Source organism: Streptomyces sp. SS8, assembly GCF_054072955.1.
The window spans coordinates 1-17214 of record NZ_JBSVCZ010000008.1 but is presented as its reverse complement, the minus strand read 5'-3'; the positions used below and the strand labels follow the sequence as shown (position 1 = coordinate 17214).

The window sequence follows — 17214 nt, the reverse complement described above, 5'->3', positions numbered from 1 at the left end:
GGACCGGGAACGGCCCGGACGCACCCGCGCGGGGACGCGTCCAGGCCATTCGCTCGTCACGGGGAGGGAACCGCTCAGGAGGCGGCGGCCGCCTTGCGGGCCTCGATGCGGGCGCGGCGGGCGGCCAGGCGCTCGTCGAGTCTGCGGGCCTCGTCGTCCAGGCCGTCCAGGTAAAGGCCCAGCTCCTCCTGGGCCTTCAGGCCCTCCGGGCCGAGCCCGCCGATCTCCATGACCTTCAGATGGCGCAGCACCGGCTGGAGCACGTCGTCGTGGTGGATCCGCAGGTTGTAGATCCCGCCGATCGCCATCTGCGCGGCGGCCCGCTCGAACCCGGGCATGCCGTGGCCGGGCATCCGGAAGTTCACCACCACGTCGCGCACCGCCGACATCGTCTGGTCCGGGGCCAGTTCGAAGGACGCCCGCAGCAGGTTGCGGTAGAAGACCATGTGCAGGTTCTCGTCGGTGGCGATACGGGCGAGCATCCGGTCGCAGACCGGATCGCCGGACTGGTGACCGGTGTTGCGGTGGGAGATGCGGGTGGCCAGCTCCTGGAAGGCGACGTAGGCCACGGAGTGGAGCATCGAGTGCCGGTTGTCGGACTCGAAGCCCTCCGACATGTGCGCCATCCGGAACTCCTCCAGCTTCACCGGGTCCACGGCGCGGGAGGTCAGCAGGTAGTCGCGCATCACGATGCCGTGCCGCCCCTCCTCGGCGGTCCAGCGGTGCACCCAGGTGCCCCAGGCGCCGTCGCGGCCGAAGAGGGTGGCGATCTCGTGGTGGTAGCTGGGGAGGTTGTCCTCGGTGAGCAGGTTGACCACCAGGGCGGTGCGGCCGATGTCGGTGACCTTGGACTGCTCAGGTTCCCAGGGGTCGCCGCCGAGCGGGCCGTCGAAGTTGCGGCCGTCGCTCCAGGGGACGTACTCGTGCGGCATCCAGTCCTTGGCGACCTTCAGATGACGGTTGAGTTCCTTCTCCACCACCTCTTCCAGGGCGTAGAGCAGACGGGCGTCCGTCCACTGCTCCGAGCCGGGGGCGTGCGGGGTGGTGAGGGTCATAGAAGCTCCACGGGGGCGGGAACGGGGGAGACTGCACCTACGACACCGTAGGTTACGAAACCGTAGGTTGATGGGTCCGCAAAAGGCAATATCGGTTCTGTGAGCAGGCACGGACCGTGCGTGCCCGGGGGCGGGCACGCCGCGGGACCCCGGGAGCCGGGGGACGGGGCGAAGAACAACGGAAGGCGGGGCGGCGCTGTGCGCCGCCCCGCCTCCGGCCGGGTCGTCCAGGTGTCAGAGCAGGCCCGCGCGGCGCAGGGCCTCGGCCATCTCGCTGTTGGCCGGAGCCGCGTCACGGCCCCGCCCGCCCCCGCCCCGCCGGTCGCCCTGACGGTCGCCCTGGCGCGGGCGCGGAGCGGAGGAGCGCCGGCCGCCCTCACGCTGTCCGCCTCCGCGCTGCCCGCGTGCCGGGCGGCCGCCGTCGCCCGCGCCGGGGCCGGTCTCGTCGTCCAGCCGCAGCGTCAGCGAGATCCGCTTGCGCGGCACGTCCACGTCCAGCACCTTGACCTTCACCACGTCGCCGGACTTCACCACCTCGCGCGGGTCCTTCACGAACGCCTTCGACATGGCCGAGACGTGGACCAGGCCGTCCTGGTGGACGCCGACGTCCACGAAGGCGCCGAACGCGGCGACGTTGGTGACCACGCCCTCCAGGACCATGCCCGGCTCCAGGTCGCCGATCTTCTCCACGCCCTCCCTGAAGGTGGCCGTCCGGAACGCCGGACGCGGGTCGCGGCCGGGCTTCTCCAGCTCCTTGATGATGTCGGTCACCGTCGGCAGGCCGAAGGTGTCGTCCACGAACTCCTGCGGCCGCAGACCGCGCAGCACCTCGGTGTTGCCGATCAGCGCCGCGACGTCGCTGCCCGTCGCCTTCACCATCCGGCGCACCACCGGGTACGCCTCGGGGTGGACGGCGGAGGCGTCCAGCGGATCGTCCCCGCCGCGGATGCGCAGGAAGCCCGCGCACTGCTCGTACGCCTTGGGGCCGAGCCGGGGGACGTCCTTGAGGCTCTTGCGGCTGCGGAAGGGGCCGTTGGCGTCGCGGTGGGCGACGATGTTCTCCGCCAGGCCCGCGCCGATGCCCGACACCCGCGACAGCAGTGGCGCCGAGGCGGTGTTGACGTCCACGCCGACGCCGTTGACGCAGTCCTCCACCACCGCGTCCAGCGAGCGCGACAGCTTCACCTCGGAGACGTCGTGCTGGTACTGGCCCACCCCGATCGACTTGGGGTCGATCTTGACCAGCTCGGCCAGCGGGTCCTGCAGGCGCCGGGCGATGGAGACCGCGCCGCGCAGCGAGACGTCCAGGTCCGGCAGTTCGCGGGAGGCGAAGGCGGAGGCGGAGTACACCGACGCGCCCGCCTCCGAGACCATCACCTTCGTCAGCTCCAGCTCCGGCCGCGCCGCGCACAGTTCGGCGGCCAGCCGGTCCGTCTCCCGGGAGGCGGTGCCGTTGCCGACGGCGATCAGCTCCACCCGGTGCTCCCGCGCCAGCCGCGCCAGCGTGGCCAGCGACTCCTTCCAGCGGTTCTGCGGGACGTGCGGGTAGATCGTCTCGGTGGCGGCGACCTTGCCGGTGGCGTCGACGACGGCGACCTTCACACCCGTGCGGAAGCCCGGGTCCAGCCCCATGGTGGCGCGGGTGCCGGCGGGGGCGGCCAGCAGCAGGTCGCGCAGGTTGGCCGCGAACACCGCGACCGCCTCGTCCTCGGCGGCGGTGCGCAGCCGCAGCCGCAGGTCGATGCCCAGGTGCACCAGGATGCGGGTGCGCCAGGCCCAGCGCACGGTGTCGGCCAGCCAGCGGTCGGCCGGGCGGCCGTGGTCCTCGACGCCGAACCGGCGGGCGATCGCGCGTTCGTAGTCGGAGGGGCCGGTGGTCTCGCGCAGGGCTCCGCCCTCGGCGGCCTCCCCGGCGGGCTCCGGCTCCGGTTCCAGGGTGAGGTCGAGGACCTCCTCCTTCTCGCCGCGCAGCATCGCCAGCACCCGGTGCGAGGGCAGTTCGGTGAAGGGCTCGGAGAAGTCGAAGTAGTCGGCGAACTTGGCGCCCTGCTCCTGCCTGCCCTCGCGCACCTTCGCCACCAGCCGGCCGCGCCGCCACATCGTCTCGCGCAGCTCGCCGATCAGGTCGGCGTCCTCGCCGAAGCGCTCGGTCAGGATCGCGCGGGCGCCCTCCAGCGCGGCGGAGGCGTCGGCCACCCCCTTGTCCGGGTCGACGAACGCCGCCGCGGCGGCGGCCGGTTCCACGGAAGGGTCGGCCAGCAGGCCGTCGGCCAGCGGCTCCAGGCCCGCCTCACGGGCGATCTGCGCCTTGGTGCGCCGCTTGGGCTTGTAGGGCAGGTAGACGTCCTCCAGGCGGGCCTTGGAGTCGGCGGCTCGGATACGGGCCTCCAGCTCGGCGTCGAGCTTGCCCTGGGAGCGCACGGACTCCAGGATCGCCGCCCGCCGCTCCTCCAGCTCCCGCAGGTAGCGCAGCCGCTCCTCCAGGTCGCGCAGCTGCGCGTCGTCCAGGCCGCCGGTGGCCTCCTTGCGGTAGCGCGCGACGAACGGCACGGTCGAGCCGCCGTCGAGCAGTTCGACGGCGGCCCTGACCTGCCGTTCCCGTACGCCGAGTTCCTCGGCGATCCTGCCCTCGACGGACGCCGCGCCGGACGTGCCGGCCGGTGCCGCGCCCTCGACGGGCGTCTCTCCGATGGACTGTGTCACGATCCGTTCCGCCTTACTCGGTGCTGGGTGCTCCCCCGGTAGCCCGCATTGTTACAGGCCGCACCGACAGGCGGACGGTCAGACGCGGCGTCCGGCGTGCGAAGCCCCGCCGAAGAGGCGGGCCAGTAGACGGAAGGGCAGGGTCACCACGGTCGCGATGGCGCCGCCCACGGTACGGAGTGCGTCTGCAATGGCTTTGAACATGCCGTACACGTGACCGCTCACACGCCGGACAAACAACCTTCTGTCCGCTCCGGCCGGTTTCCGCCTCCCCGGTTCCCCGCCCGGGGGCTCTCCCCGGAACCCCTGCCGGGCCCTTCCGGGAGAGCCCCCGAGCCGGGCTCAGCCCTTGCCGAACAGGTCGGCGGGGAAGGCGCCCGAGGCGAGGGCCGCGCCGGTGAAGGCACCGCACAGCTCGGTCAGCCGCTCGGTGCCCGCCGCGCCCAGGTGCTCGTACGGCGCGGCGTCCAGCCGGTCGGTCTCCGCCTCCAGCTCCTTGCGCAGGGCGGTGCCGGCCTCGGTCAACCCGTCCTCGCCGTCCAGCAGTCCGCGCCCGCGCAGCCGCTCCTGGGCCTCCTCCCAGTCCCGGCGGTCCCAGCCGCGGGTGGCCAGTGCCCACCTGGGGCTCATGCCGCGGCCGCTGGCGGTGTGGCTGACCAGCGCCTCCACCGGGTCCAGCCCGGCGTGCTGGAGGACGGCTACGTGAGCGTCGCCGCGGTGCTCGCGCAGCAGCGAGGCGCCGTGCCACAGCGCCAGGTGCGGCGCCTCGGGCACGGGAAGGTCGGCGAGCGCCGCGTACAGCGGGCGGCCCGGGCGGACGCACCCCTCGGCGGCGCGCAGCGCCAGTTCGGCGGCCTCGGCCATCTCCTTGGACGCCACCGCCTCCTCGCCCAGCAGGCGCCGCAGCATGGAGTCGGCGGCGCGCAGCCGGGCGGCGAGCACGGTCTCGGGGGCGGCCTGCTCCCACACGGCCGGCACATGGCGGGCGACGAGGGCGTGGTGGAAGTTGTGGAAGGTCGCGGTGACGACCCCGGGACCGACCCGGCCCAGCGCCGCGGCACGGCCGGCGAAGTAGACCGCGGAGGGGTCCTCGATGCCGTAGGGGGCCAGCTCGCGGGCCAGGTCGGGGGCGAAGTAGAGAGCCGAGTGCAGCGGGTTGACGACGTTGTGGCAGCGCCGTCCGGCTTTGGCGGGGAGGGACGTCATACCCGCACGCTACCCGTCGGTAAGTGGCCAGGTGAAGACCGGAGAGCGCCGTTCCAGGAAGGCGGCCACGCCCTCGGCGCGCTCACCGCTCTCCCGGGCGCGCTCCTCCCAGTACGCGATCCGCTCCGGCGGCACGGGGCCGGCCCCGGCGCCGCAGGCGAACTCCTTGGCGGCGGCCTGGGTGAGCTGCGAGCGCGAGACGAGCAGCCGCGCGAACGCCGCGACCCGCTCCTCCAGTTCGCCCTCCGGGTGCACCTCGTCGACCAGCCCGGTGCGCAGGGCCCGCTCGGTGCCGATCAACTCACCCGAGAACAGCAGGTACTTGGCGGTGGCCGGGCCGACCAGGGAGACCAGGCGCCGGGTGGAGGAGGCGCCGTAGACGATGCCGAGCCTGGCCGGGGTGATGCCGAACAGGGCTCCCTCGGCGGCGAAGCGCAGGTCGCAGGCGACGGCGAGCTGGCAGCCACCGCCCACGCAGTGCCCGCGCACAGCCGCGAGCGTGGGCCGGGGGAAGGCCGCCAGCGCCTCCTCGGCGGCCACCGCCAGACGGCGGGACTCCTCGTCGCCCTCGCGCAGGGCGGAGATGTCGGCGCCCGCGCAGAAGGTGCCGCCCTCGCCGGTGAGGACCAGGGCCCGTACGGCGGGGTCGGCGGCGAGCCGCTCCAGCACGGCGGGCATCCGCCGCCACATGTCCGGCGTCATCGCGTTGCGCTTGGCCGGATTGTCGATGGTGAGGGTGGCGACGCCGTCCTGGACGGAGACCGGCAGGGCCGGGCCGCCGGCCGGCGGGGTGTGCGCGGACATGGGCCGGATCGTAACGGCAGGAGGCGCGGGGGCCGCGACGGGGGCGGCAGAAACGATCGCGCAAGGCCGGTCACGGCCGCGAACGGCGCGTAAGTCTTTCTGTCAATTGCCATCGATAAGTGCCGACTTGCAGTCACGGGAGCGGGCCGTACGCACCGCGGGCCGACACTCTTCGGAGAACCGGTCCGGGACCGGCCCGGAACGGAGCCGGACAGAAGCGGCCGGCGGGAGCCGAGATCGGGGTGCGGCAGATGGACATCCGCGGGGACTTCATCCCTGACCGGGACGGCCGGGCGCCGGTGGCGGCGCCCGGCCGTCCCGCCGCGCCGCCGCGACCACGACTCCGCCCCCACCCGCAGGAGCAGCCGCGGGAACGGCCACGGGAGCAGCCGCAGCCGCAGCCGTACGCCCGGCCCGAGCCCCCGCCCCGCAATCGCCCCCGGCCGTACGAGGGCGCATGGCGCTTCGCCGTCCCGGTGCACGAGTCCTCCGTGCCCCGGGCGCGCCATGCCGTGCGGGACCTCCTCGGCCGCAGAGGGGCCCCACTCGCCGACGAGCTGATGGACGGCCTGCTGCTGATCCTCTCCGAGCTGGTCACCAACGCCGTGCGGCACGCGGCCCTGCTCTCCACGGAGATCGGCGTCGAGGTCCGCCTCGACGCCGGCCGGGTGCGCCTGGGCGTCGAGGACGGCCACCCCTACCGCCCCGCGGCGCCGGCCGCCGTCCCGGAGCGGGAGCACACCGGAGGGCGGGGGCTGCTCCTGGTCGAGGCCGTCGTCGCCGAGGCCGGCGGCTTCCGCGAGACCGAGCGGACCGCGTCCGGCGGCAAGGTGGTCCGGGTCACGCTGCCGCTGACCCCCCTGCCGCCGGCGCCGTGAGAGCCGTCGTCGCCGTGAGCACGGCCACCGGCGCGGGCACGGCCGCCGGCCCGCCGCCCCGGGTGCTTCACCAGCCGGCCGAGGCCCCGGTCACCTCGCGGATGCCGCCGCGCGCCGCGTCCAGCACCGTCATGAACCAGGCCGAGAACGGCTCCGCCTCGTGCCGCTTGAGCAGCTCCTCGGGCGTCACGAACGCGGTCTCGGCGATCTCCTCCGGGTCCGGCCGGGGCATGTCCCGCACCAGCCCCGCGAAGAGGTGGTTGTACTCCTGCTCGACCAGGCCGGACGCCGGGTCCGGGTGGTTGTAGCGCACCGTCCCCGCCTCCCGCATCAGCTGGGGCGCCACGCCCAGCTCCTCGCCGACCCGCCGCGCGGCGGCGGCGAAGGGCCGCTCGCCGGGATAGGGGTGGCCGCAGCAGGTGTTGGACCACACGCCGGGGGAGTGGTACTTGCCCAGCGCCCTGCGCTGGAGCAGCAGCCGGCCCATCTCGTCGAAGAGGAAGACGGAGAAGGCCCGGTGCAGCCGGCCCGGGGCCTGGTGGGCGGAGAGCTTCTCCGCGGTCCCGATCGTCCTGCCGTCCTCGTCGACCAGCTCGAGCATGATCGGGTCCGCCGTGCCGTTGGTCATGTCCGCCCTTCACCGCGCATGTGCCGGAACGGCATTTCTCCTATGTTCCGACTGTCCGCTCCAGTGTGCCGTACACGGACGGGGGCCGCTCGCCGGGCGGTCGGTACGGAACCCCGCCGGCGCCGGCCGGGGGCGCCGCGCGCGGCGTCAGTGGCACAGCCGCCCTTCGCGCGCCGCGTGCCCGTGCGGTTCCAGCTGGAAGGTGCAGTGCTCGACGTCGAAGTGCCGGCCCAGGCAGCCGTGGAGGTCCCGCAGGATCCTGTCGTGGCCCCCCTCGGCCTCCAGCGCCTCCCGGCCGACCACCACGTGCGCGGAGAGCACCGGCATGCCGGAGGTGATGGTCCACACGTGCAGGTCGTGCAGGTCCTCCACGCCGGGCACGCCCAGGATGTGCGCCCGCACCCCGGCCATGTCCACGTTCCGGGGCGCGGCCTCCAGCAGGACATCGATCGCCTCGCGCGCCAGCCGCACCGTCCGCGGCACGATCAGCACCGCGATCAGCAGCGAGGCGACGGGGTCGGCCTGCCGCCAGCCGGTGAACATGATCACCAGCGCGGCGGCGATCACCGCCACCGAGCCCAGGGCGTCCGCCGCCACCTCCAGGAAGGCGCCCCGCACGTTCAGGCTCTCCCGCTGCCCGCGCATCAGCAGGGCCAGGGACAGGCCGTTGAGGGCCAGGCCGACGACGCCGAACAGGACCGTCAGCCCGCCGGGCACCTCCTCGGGATGGCGCAGCCGCTCGACGGCCTCCACCAGGATGTAGCCGCCCACCCCCAGCAGCAGCAGGGCGTTGAGCAGCGCGGCGAGGATCTCGGCCCGGGCGAGGCCGAAGGTGCGCCGCTCGCTGCCGGGCCGGTTGGCGACGTGGATCGCCAGCAGCGCCATCCCGATGCCGACCGCGTCGGTGGCCACATGCCCGGCGTCCGCCAGCAGCGCCAGTGAACCGGTCAGCGCGGCGCCCGCGAGCTCGGCGAGCAGCAGGACGACCGCGATGGCCAGTGCCGCGCGCAGCCGACCCCGGTACGCGGCTCCCGCCGTACCCGGCCCGGCCGGCCGCGGCCCGCCGTGGTTGTGCCCTGCGCCCATGAACGATGCCTCCCGTACGGCGGCCGGTGCCGCTTGCGAACCGGTGCGGACGATCCCAGTGAACTACGGGCGGGGGGTATGGGGCAACGCGGCACTGAACACCGTTGTCATCCCCTCTGACCTGCGCTTTCCAGTCACCTGGCGGACGGGGTCCGCTCGTTCGGGGGACCGGCCCGGATCACTCGGGGAGCGCGGCCGCCCCCCGCTGGAGACCGCCGGCGCCGCGCAGGCGCCGGCCCTCCCAGGCCGAGGCCACCATCTCGCGCACCCCGTACCGGGGCGTCCAGCCCAGCTCCACGCCGATCCGCTCGGCCGAGGCCACCACCCGCGCGGGATCCCCGGGGCGGCGCGGGACGACCACCGGGGCGGGCTCGCGGATACCGGTGACCTCGGCGACGAGGTCGGCCAGCTCCCGCACCGACACGCCCTCGCCGGTGCCCACGTTCACCGTCAGGTCCCCGCCGGCCGGGAGCCCGGCCAGACGGCGGGCGGCGGACAGATGGGCCTCGGCCAGATCGGCGACGTGGATGTAGTCGCGCACGCAGGTGCCGTCGGGGGTGGGGTAGTCGTCGCCGAAGATCCGCGGGGCCTCGCCGCGCGTGAGGGCGTCGAAGAACATCGGGATGACATTGGACACGCCGACGTCGGACAGTTCCGGCCGCGCGGCCCCCGCCACGTTGAAGTAGCGCAGGCAGGCGGTGGACAGCCCGTGCGCCCGCCCCGCGGCTCGCACCAGCCACTCGCCCGCCAGCTTCGTCTCGCCGTAGGGGCTCATCGGGACGCAAGGTGTGTCCTCGGTGACCGGGTCCACGTCCGGCATGCCGTAGACGGCGGCGGAGGAGGAGAACACGAAGCGCCGCACCCCGGCGGCGGCCACGGCCTCCAGCAGCACCGTGAGCCCGTACAGGTTCTCCCGGTAGTACGTCAGCGGATGCTCCACCGACTCGCCCACCTGCTTCTTCGCCGCCAGATGCACCACGCCGGCGACCTCGTGCCCGGCGATCGTGCGGTCGAGCAGGGCGCGGTCGGCGACCGAGCCGCGTACCAGGGGCACGCCGGGCGGCAGCCGCTCGGGCAGGCCGCTGGAGACGTCGTCGAGCACGACGACCCTCTCCCCGGCCTCCGCCATCGCCCGCGCCACATGGGCGCCGACGTATCCGATCCCTCCGGTCACCAGCCACGTCATGTCCCGCAGCCTAACCACCGGTCGCGGGCCGTCGCGGACGCGCTCCTTGTGCGAGTCGGCGGGATCGAGGATCCTGGAACGCGGTCCGTGGTGTTCTGTCACCTTTCGTGACGCGGGGGCGCTTCCGCCCGGTGAATGCGGGGTGAACGGGCGCTTCCACCTATCCGATAACCTCTGGCCACGTGCTGCCTGCCCCGAACGGGCGATGGCGCACTGTGACCGCTGCCCGGATGCCGCTCGCTTACGGACCGCGCCGCGGACGGTACGGCTTCCAAGGAGTGAGTTCGTTCTTGTCGACCGCCATTCTCACCGGTCCGCCGGTCGCGGGGGCGCCCCTGGAGGGCGGTCTGCGGTCGCTGGGTTTCGACGTGCGGGTGGCGCAGGACGCCGCCGGGGTGGAGACGGCGCTGGCGGCCGTCCCGGCCGGTGAGCGCGTCGCCCTCGTCGACCCCCGCTTCGTCGGGCACACGCACAGCCTGCGGCTGGCCCTGACCGACCCGCGCTTCCCCGCCGCCGCGATCCCCGGCGCGCTGGCCGTCCGGCCCGGGGCGCGCGCCGCCCTGGCCCGCGCCGTGTCCGCCGCTTCCACGGCCGCGGCGCCGTCCGCGTCCTCCGCGGCGGGAGGCGCGGCACGCACCGCCGCCCCCGAGCCGGCCGGACTGCCCGACCGGGCGGCCGCCGCCCTGGAGGCGGACGACCGTGCTCCGGCCGTGCACCGCCCCGAGCTGGGCGTCCTCGTCGCCGCCGTGCCCGCCGACGGCGCGCAGCGGGCCGATGCCGAGCGGGCCGTGGCGGCCGTCGACGAGGAGCGGGTGCGGCTGCGCTCGGCGGTGAAGTCCCGCGACGGCTTCTTCACCACCTTCCTCGTCAGCCCCTACTCCCGCTACCTCGCCCGCTGGTGCGCCCGGCGCGGACTCACCCCCAACCAGGTGACCACCGCCTCGCTGCTCACCGCGCTGGTCGCCGCCGCCTGCGCGGCCACCGGCACCCGCGGCGGCTTCGCCGCGGCCGGGGTGCTGCTGATCGCCTCGTTCGTGCTGGACTGCACCGACGGCCAGCTCGCCCGTTACGCGCTGAAGTACTCCACGCTCGGAGCCTGGCTGGACGCCACCTTCGACCGGGCCAAGGAGTACGCCTACTACGCGGGCCTGGCCCTCGGCGCGGCCCGCGGCGGCGACGACGTGTGGGCCCTGGCGCTGGGCGCGATGGTGCTCCAGACCTGCCGGCACGTGGTGGACTTCTCCTTCAACGAGGCCGACCACTACAGGAGGGACGGCGCCCGGGAGCGCGAGGGGGAGCCCGCCACCGGGAGCGCCGATCCCGCCGCCGCCCTGTCGGGGAAGCTCGACCGGGTCGGCTGGACGGTGTGGGCCCGCCGCATGATCGTGCTGCCGATCGGCGAACGCTGGGCGCTGATCGCCGTCCTCACCGCCTTCACCACCCCCCGCACCACCTTCACCGTGCTGCTGGTCGGCTGCGCGTTCGCCGCCTGCTACACCACCGCCGGGCGGGTGCTGCGCTCCCTGGCCCGAAAGGGCGTGCGCACCGACCGCGCCGCGCGGGCCCTGGCCGAGCTGGCCGACTCCGGACCGCTGGCCGAGGGCGTGGCCCGGGCCGCCGTGTCCCGGACGCGCGGGGCGCGGCCGTCCGCTTTCGCCGCCCCGGCCCTGGCCCTGCTCGGCGCGGCGGCCCTGGTGGCCGCCGCGCTGTGGGCCCCGGTCGGCCCCTGGCTGCCGGCCGCCGCGCTCGGCTACGCGGTCCTGTCCGGGCTGGCCGTCGCCCGCCCGCTGACGGGCCCGCTGGACTGGCTGGTGCCGCCCCTCTTCCGCGCGGCGGAGTACACCACGGTCCTGGTACTCGCCGCCCGGTCGGACGCGGAGGGGGCCCTGCCCGCCGCGTTCGGGCTGGTCGCGGCGGTCGCCTACCATCACTACGACACGGTGTACCGCATTCGCGGCGGCACCGGCGCCCCGCCGCACCGGCTGGTGCGGGCGATCGGCGGGCACGAGGGACGCGCTGTGGCGGTCACGGCCGCCGCCGCCCTCTGGGCCGCCGGGCAGGGTTTCACGATCGCGCTCACGGCCCTGGCCGGGGCCCTGGCGCTCACGGTGCTCACCGAGAGCGTCCGTTTCTGGGTGTCCTCACACGCACCCGCCGTACACGACGAAACAGGAGAACCCGCATGATCGGCCTCGTGCTGGCCGCCGGCGCCGGACGGCGTCTGCGCCCCTACACCGACACCCTTCCCAAGGCCCTGGTGCCGGTGGACCCGGCGGGCGAGGGCACCACCACCGTGCTGGACCTCACCCTCGGCAACTTCCGCGAGGTCGGCCTCACCGACGCCGCCGTGGTCGTGGGCTACCGCAAGGAGGCCGTCTACGAGCGCAGGGCGGCCCTGGAGAAGAAGTACGGCGTCAAGCTCCACCTGGTGGACAACGACAAGGCCGAGGAGTGGAACAACGCCTACTCCCTGTGGTGCGCCCGGGACGTCATCAAGGAGGGCGTGATCCTGGCCAACGGCGACACCGTCCACCCCGTCTCCGTCGAGCAGACGCTGCTCCAGGCCCGCGGCAAGGGGCAGCGGATCATCCTCGCCCTCGACACGGTCAAGAAGCTGGCCGACGAGGAGATGAAGGTCGTCACCGAGCCCGGCAGGGGCGTGCGCCGCATCACCAAGCTGATGGACCCGGCCGACGCCACCGGCGAGTACATCGGCGTGACCCTCATCGAGGGCGACGCCGCCGCCGACCTGGCCGACGCGCTGAAGGCCACCTTCGAGCGCGACCCGCAGCTGTACTACGAGGACGGCTACCAGGAGATGGTCGACCGCGGCCTGACCATCGACACCGCCGCCATCGGCGACGTGAAGTGGGTCGAGATCGACAACCACGACGACCTGAACAAGGCGCGGGAGATCGCGTGCCAGTACTGACCCGGCTCATCCCCTCGCCGGTCGTCGTCGACATCAGGCCCGGTGCGCTGGACGACCTGGCGACCCTCCTGGTCGACCAGCGCATCTCGGCCTCCGGCAAGCTCGCCATCGCCATCAGCGGCGGCTCGGGCGCGGCCCTGCGCGAGCGGTTCGCGCCCGCCCTGCCGGGCGCCGACTGGTACGAGGTCGGCGGCGGGACACTGGACAACGCGATCAAGCTGGCCGACGCGATGAAGTCCGGCCACTACGACGCGGTCGTCGGCATGGGCGGCGGCAAGATCATCGACTGCGCCAAGTTCGCCGCCGCGCGCATCGGCCTGCCGCTGGTCGCCGTCGCCACCAACCTCAGCCACGACGGCCTGTGCTCGCCGGTGGCCACGCTCGACAACGACGCCGGCCGCGGCTCGTACGGCGTGCCGAACCCGATCGCGATCGTGATCGACCTCGACGTCATCCGCGAGGCCCCGATCCGCTTCGTGCGCTCGGGTGTGGGCGACGTGATCTCCAACATCTCCGCCGTCGCCGACTGGGAGCTCTCCCACAAGGTCACCGGCGAGTCGATCGACGGCCTGGCCGCCGCCATGGCCCGCCAGGCCGGCGAGGCGGTGCTGCGCCACCCGGGCGGCTGCGGCGACGACGAGTTCCTCACGGTGCTGGCCGAGGGGCTGGTGCTCACCGGCATCTCCATGTCGGTCGCCGGCGACAGCCGCCCCGCCTCCGGTGCCTGCCACGAGATCAACCACGCCTTCGACCTGCTCTACCCCAAGCGCGCCGCCGCCCACGGCGAGCAGTGCGGGCTCGGCGCCGCCTTCGCGATGCACCTGCGCGGGGCCGAGGAGCAGACGGCGCTGATCGTCGACGTGCTGCGCCGCCACGGCCTGCCCGTACTGCCCGGCGAGATCGGCTTCGACGAGGACGAGTTCGTGCGCGCGGTGGAGTACGCGCCGCAGACCCGGCCCGGGCGCTACACGATCATCGAGCACCTGGACCTGTCCACCGACCAGATCAGGGACGCGTACGCCGACTATGTCAAAGCCGTCAGTAGCTGAACTCCGCCCGGTCGTCCACCCCGCCGGGGTGAAGGACCGGCGCAGCGGTGAGCACTGGGCCGGGCGCCTGTACATGCGGGAGATCTCGCTGCGCTGGACCCGGCATCTGGTGAACACCCGGATAACGCCCAACCAGCTCACCTATCTGATGGTGGTCGCCGGTGTGGCGGCCGGCGCCGTACTGCTGGTGCCCGGCCCGGCCGGGGCCGTCCTGGCCGCCCTGCTGATCCAGTTCTACCTGCTGCTGGACTGCGTGGACGGCGAGGTCGCCCGCTGGCGCAAGCAGACCTCCATCACCGGCGTCTACCTCGACCGGGTGGGCCACTACCTGGCCGAGGCGGCGCTGCTGGTCGGCTTCGGGGTGCGGGCCGCGGACGTCTTCCGCACCGAGGGAGCCTCCGCGAACTGGCTGTGGGCCTTCCTGGGCACCGTGGCCGCGCTGGGCGCGATCCTGATCAAGGCCGAGACCGATCTGGTGGACGTCGCCCGCTCCCGCAGCGGTCTGCCCGCGGTGAAGGACGAGGCGGCCGTGCCCCGCTCCTCGGGGCTGGCGCTGGCCCGCCGGGCGGCCGCGGCGCTGAAGTTCCACCGGCTGGTCGGCGGCGTCGAGGCATCCCTGGTGATCCTGGCGGTGGCGGTCGCCGACGCGGTGCACGGCGGTCTGTTCTTCACCCGGCTGGGCGTCGCCGTCCTGGCGGCCATCGCGGTCCTGCAGACGCTGCTGCACCTGGTGTCCATCCTGGCTTCGAGCCGGCTGCGGTGAAGGCGGTGAACGACATGACCGAGGGCGCGCGGCCCTCCTCCGGCAGGCCCCTGACACTGGGCGCGGTCGTCCTCACCATGGGCAACCGCCCCGAGGAGCTGCGCGCCCTGCTGGACTCGGTCGCCAAGCAGGACGGCGACCCGGTCCAGGTGGTGGTCGTCGGCAACGGCGCCCCGCTGCCGGAGCTCCCGCAGGGGGTGCGGACGGTGGAGCTGCCGGAGAACCTGGGCATCCCCGGCGGCCGCAACGTCGGCATCGAGGCGTTCGGGCCCGGTGGGAGCGGGGTGGACGCCCTGCTCTTCCTCGACGACGACGGGCTGCTGCCGAACACCGACACCGCCGAGCTGGTCCGGCAGGCGTTCACCGCCGATCCGGAGCTGGGCATCATCAGCTTCCGTATCGCCGACCCGGACACCGGGGCCACCCAGCGCCGCCACGTGCCGCGGCTGCGCGCCTCGGACCCGATGCGCTCCTCGCGCGTGACGACCTTCCTCGGCGGCGCCAACGCCGTGCGCACGGCGGTCTTCCAGGAGGTCGGCGGGCTGCCGGACGAGTTCTTCTACGCGCACGAGGAGACCGACCTGGCCTGGCGGGCGCTGGACGCGGGGTGGATGATCGACTACCGCGCGGACATGGTGCTCCACCACCCCACCACCCTCCCCAGCCGCCACGCGGTCTACCACCGCATGGTCGCCCGCAACCGCGTGTGGCTGGCCCGGCGCAACCTGCCGCTGCCGCTGATCCCCCTCTACCTGGGCGTATGGCTGCTGCTGACCCTCGCCCGGCGCCCCTCGCGCCCCGCGCTGCGCGCCTGGCTGGGCGGTTTCCGGGAGGGCTGGACGACCCCGTGCGGTCCTCGCCGTCCCATGAAGTGGCGTACGGTGTGGCGTCTGACCCGGCTGGGCCGCCCTCCCGTCATCTGACAAGCTCTGTCTGAGAGCATCGGGTCCGGTGACAGGAGCCGGGGCCCGCTGCGCTCATTCCATCCCGGCTGCGCACTGTGAGGACGAAAGTTTCAACGTGAGCGAGACAACGCACGGTGGTGCGATCGCGACGGGCGAGCCCCCGCGTTCACCAGACGACGGCCTGTCCCCGGCCGAACTCGCCGCCAAGTACGGGTTGACGGTGAGCGGTGCCCGGCCCTCCCTGACGGAGTACGTCCGGCAGTTGTGGGCGCGGCGGCACTTCATCCTCGCCTTCTCCCGGGCGAAACTCATGGCCCAGTACAGCCAGGCCAAGCTGGGCCAGCTGTGGCAGGTGGCGACCCCGCTGCTGAACGCCGCGGTGTACTTCTTCGTCTTCGGCATCCTGCTGGGCGGACGCGAGGGAGTGCCGGGCGGCAACGGGAACTACGTCCCCTTCCTGGTCACGGGCGTCTTCGTCTTCACCTTCACACAGACCTCGGTGATGTCGGGCGTCCGCTCCATCTCCGGCAACCTGGGCCTGGTGCGGGCCCTGCACTTCCCGAGGGCCTCGCTGCCCATCTCCTTCTCCCTGCAGCAGCTCCAGCAACTGCTCTACTCGATGATCGTCCTGGGGGCCATCCTCCTCGGCTTCGGCCACTACCCGCGGTGGACCTGGCTGCTGGTGGTGCCGATCCTGGCCCTTCAGCTGGTCTTCAACACCGGCCTGGCGATGATCATGGCCCGGCTGGGGAGCAAGACCCCGGACCTCGCCCAGCTGATGCCCTTCGTGATGCGCACCTGGATGTACGCGTCGGGCGTGATGTACTCCCTGGAGTACATGCTCAGGGAGCGCACCAGCGCTCCGGAGTGGCTGGTCTTCGCCATCCAGGCCAACCCCGCGGCCGTCTACATGGACCTCATGCGCTTCGCGCTCATCGACGGCTACACCCCCGCCGACCTCCCGCCGTACGCCTGGGCACTGGCCGCGGGGTGGGCCGTGGTGATCGGCCTCGGCGGATTCGTGTACTTCTGGAAGGCGGAGGAGCGTTATGGCCGTGGCTGAGAAGAGCGCGACCGCCGCGTCGGCGGACAAGGAGACGGAGGGCGCGGAGGCCGCCGCCGAACGCCGGCCGACCGTCATCGCCGACGGCCTGCACATCGTCTACCGCGTCAACGGTGGCGCCCGGGGAAGGGGCAGTGCCACGGCGGCCCTCAACCGGATCATCCGCCGCAGGCCGGGTGGGAACGTGCGCGAGGTGCACGCGGTCAAGGGCGTCAGCTTCACCGCCTACCGCGGCGAGGCCATCGGCCTGATCGGCTCCAACGGCTCGGGCAAGTCCACGCTGCTGCGCGCCATCGCGGGCCTGCTGCCGGCCGAGCGCGGCAGGGTCTACACCGACGGCCAGCCCTCCCTGCTGGGCGTCAACGCCGCTCTGATGAACGACCTGACCGGTGAGCGCAACGTCATACTGGGCGGACTGGCGATGGGTATGTCCAAGGCCCAGATCCAGGAGCGCTACCAGGACATCGTCGACTTCTCCGGAATCAACGACAAGGGCGACTTCATCAGCCTGCCGATGCGGACCTACTCCTCCGGCATGGCGGCCCGGCTGCGGTTCTCCATCGCCGCCGCCAAGGACCACGACGTGCTGATGATCGACGAGGCGCTGGCGACGGGCGACAAGAAGTTCCAGAAGCGCTCGGAGGCCCGCATCCGCGAGCTGCGCAAGGAGGCCGGGACGGTCTTCCTGGTCAGCCACAACAACAAGTCCATCCGGGACACCTGCGACCGGGTGCTGTGGCTGGAGAGCGGCGAGCTGCGCATGGACGGCCCGACCGAGGAAGTGATGAAGGCGTACGAGGAGTTCACCCGCAAGTAACCGCTCGTGCCGCCATCCGGGTGTGGATCGGCCCCGCCCCCCGGGGGGGGGGGGGGGCCCCCCCCCCCCCCGCCCGGCCCCCGGGGGGGGGTCAAATACCCGCCCGGGGGCGCGGCGGGGCGGGCGGCGGGCCCCGGGG

At 73.6% G+C, this 17214-nt stretch carries 16 protein-coding genes; 8 read left to right on the top strand and 8 right to left on the bottom strand.

The genetic code is table 11. From position 1 onward, the window contains the following. Window positions 1–74: 74 nt before the first annotated feature. The 5 genes from ACW69E_RS10075 to ACW69E_RS10055 form a co-directional block, all read right to left on the bottom strand. Window positions 75–1055, bottom strand: a complete 981-nt coding sequence (locus ACW69E_RS10075) for an acyl-ACP desaturase (protein ID WP_457497815.1) — start codon at window positions 1053–1055, stop codon at window positions 75–77. Window positions 1056–1289: 234 nt separating this feature from the next. Then, complete coding sequence (locus ACW69E_RS10070) at window positions 1290–3746, bottom strand: Tex family protein (protein WP_457497977.1); 2457 nt, start codon at window positions 3744–3746, stop codon at window positions 1290–1292. Between the two features lie 90 nt (window positions 3747–3836). Then, window positions 3837–3962, bottom strand: a complete 126-nt coding sequence (locus ACW69E_RS10065) for an LPFR motif small protein (protein ID WP_256462270.1) — start codon at window positions 3960–3962, stop codon at window positions 3837–3839. A gap of 138 nt (window positions 3963–4100) precedes the next feature. Next, window positions 4101–4964 (bottom strand): SCO6745 family protein, encoded by an 864-nt coding sequence (locus ACW69E_RS10060; protein ID WP_457497814.1) that lies wholly within the window; start codon window positions 4962–4964, stop codon window positions 4101–4103. Window positions 4965–4973: 9 nt separating this feature from the next. Beyond that, window positions 4974–5768, bottom strand: a complete 795-nt coding sequence (locus ACW69E_RS10055; protein WP_457497813.1) for an enoyl-CoA hydratase/isomerase family protein — start codon at window positions 5766–5768, stop codon at window positions 4974–4976. 251 nt (window positions 5769–6019) lie between these two features. Here ACW69E_RS10055 and ACW69E_RS10050 point away from each other — a divergent pair, with 251 nt between their 5' ends. Further along, window positions 6020–6646 carry an ATP-binding protein gene (locus ACW69E_RS10050; protein ID WP_457497812.1) on the top strand — a complete coding sequence of 209 codons (627 nt, stop codon included), beginning with the start codon at window positions 6020–6022 and terminating at the stop codon, window positions 6644–6646. A 67-nt stretch (window positions 6647–6713) separates the two neighbouring features. On the opposite strand, the gene idi is transcribed toward ACW69E_RS10050, so the two are convergent. The 3 genes from idi to galE all read right to left on the bottom strand — a co-directional run bounded on the left by idi (window position 6714) and on the right by galE (window position 9546). Beyond that, entirely contained in the window at window positions 6714–7274 is a 561-nt protein-coding gene (idi, locus tag ACW69E_RS10045; RefSeq protein ID WP_457497811.1) for an isopentenyl-diphosphate Delta-isomerase, read from the bottom strand. A 147-nt stretch (window positions 7275–7421) separates the two neighbouring features. After that, a complete protein-coding gene (locus ACW69E_RS10040) occupies window positions 7422–8360 on the bottom strand; it encodes a cation diffusion facilitator family transporter (RefSeq protein WP_237875928.1) in 939 nt (312 codons plus the stop codon). A gap of 178 nt (window positions 8361–8538) precedes the next feature. After that, window positions 8539–9546 carry a UDP-glucose 4-epimerase GalE gene (gene galE, locus ACW69E_RS10035; RefSeq protein ID WP_457497810.1) on the bottom strand — a complete coding sequence of 336 codons (1008 nt, stop codon included), beginning with the start codon at window positions 9544–9546 and terminating at the stop codon, window positions 8539–8541. A gap of 290 nt (window positions 9547–9836) precedes the next feature. Between galE and ACW69E_RS10030 the strand changes: the two genes are divergently transcribed. From ACW69E_RS10030 to ACW69E_RS10000, 7 genes are all read left to right on the top strand, one after another. After that, window positions 9837–11732 (top strand): DUF5941 domain-containing protein, encoded by a 1896-nt coding sequence (locus tag ACW69E_RS10030; protein ID WP_457497809.1) that lies wholly within the window; start codon window positions 9837–9839, stop codon window positions 11730–11732. Further along, window positions 11729–12478 (top strand): phosphocholine cytidylyltransferase family protein, encoded by a 750-nt coding sequence (locus ACW69E_RS10025; RefSeq protein ID WP_457497808.1) that lies wholly within the window; start codon window positions 11729–11731, stop codon window positions 12476–12478. The genes ACW69E_RS10030 and ACW69E_RS10025 overlap by 4 nt, the downstream gene beginning before the upstream one ends. After that, window positions 12466–13527, top strand: coding sequence for an iron-containing alcohol dehydrogenase family protein (locus ACW69E_RS10020; RefSeq protein WP_206347845.1), 1062 nt, complete (start codon window positions 12466–12468; stop codon window positions 13525–13527). The genes ACW69E_RS10025 and ACW69E_RS10020 overlap by 13 nt, the downstream gene beginning before the upstream one ends. Beyond that, window positions 13505–14290 (top strand): CDP-alcohol phosphatidyltransferase family protein, encoded by a 786-nt coding sequence (locus ACW69E_RS10015; protein WP_457497807.1) that lies wholly within the window; start codon window positions 13505–13507, stop codon window positions 14288–14290. The genes ACW69E_RS10020 and ACW69E_RS10015 overlap by 23 nt, the downstream gene beginning before the upstream one ends. Window positions 14291–14340: 50 nt before the next feature. Then, window positions 14341–15213: a glycosyltransferase family 2 protein gene (locus tag ACW69E_RS10010; protein WP_457497976.1), complete on the top strand. Its 873-nt coding sequence runs from the start codon at window positions 14341–14343 to the stop codon at window positions 15211–15213. Window positions 15214–15310: 97 nt separating this feature from the next. Next, on the top strand, window positions 15311–16258 hold the full coding sequence (locus ACW69E_RS10005; RefSeq protein ID WP_457497806.1) for an ABC transporter permease: 948 nt from the start codon (window positions 15311–15313) through the stop codon (window positions 16256–16258). Next, window positions 16245–17075 carry an ABC transporter ATP-binding protein gene (locus ACW69E_RS10000; RefSeq protein ID WP_457497805.1) on the top strand — a complete coding sequence of 277 codons (831 nt, stop codon included), beginning with the start codon at window positions 16245–16247 and terminating at the stop codon, window positions 17073–17075. Before ACW69E_RS10005 ends, ACW69E_RS10000 begins: the two co-directional genes overlap by 14 nt. Window positions 17076–17214: the final 139 nt, after the last annotated feature.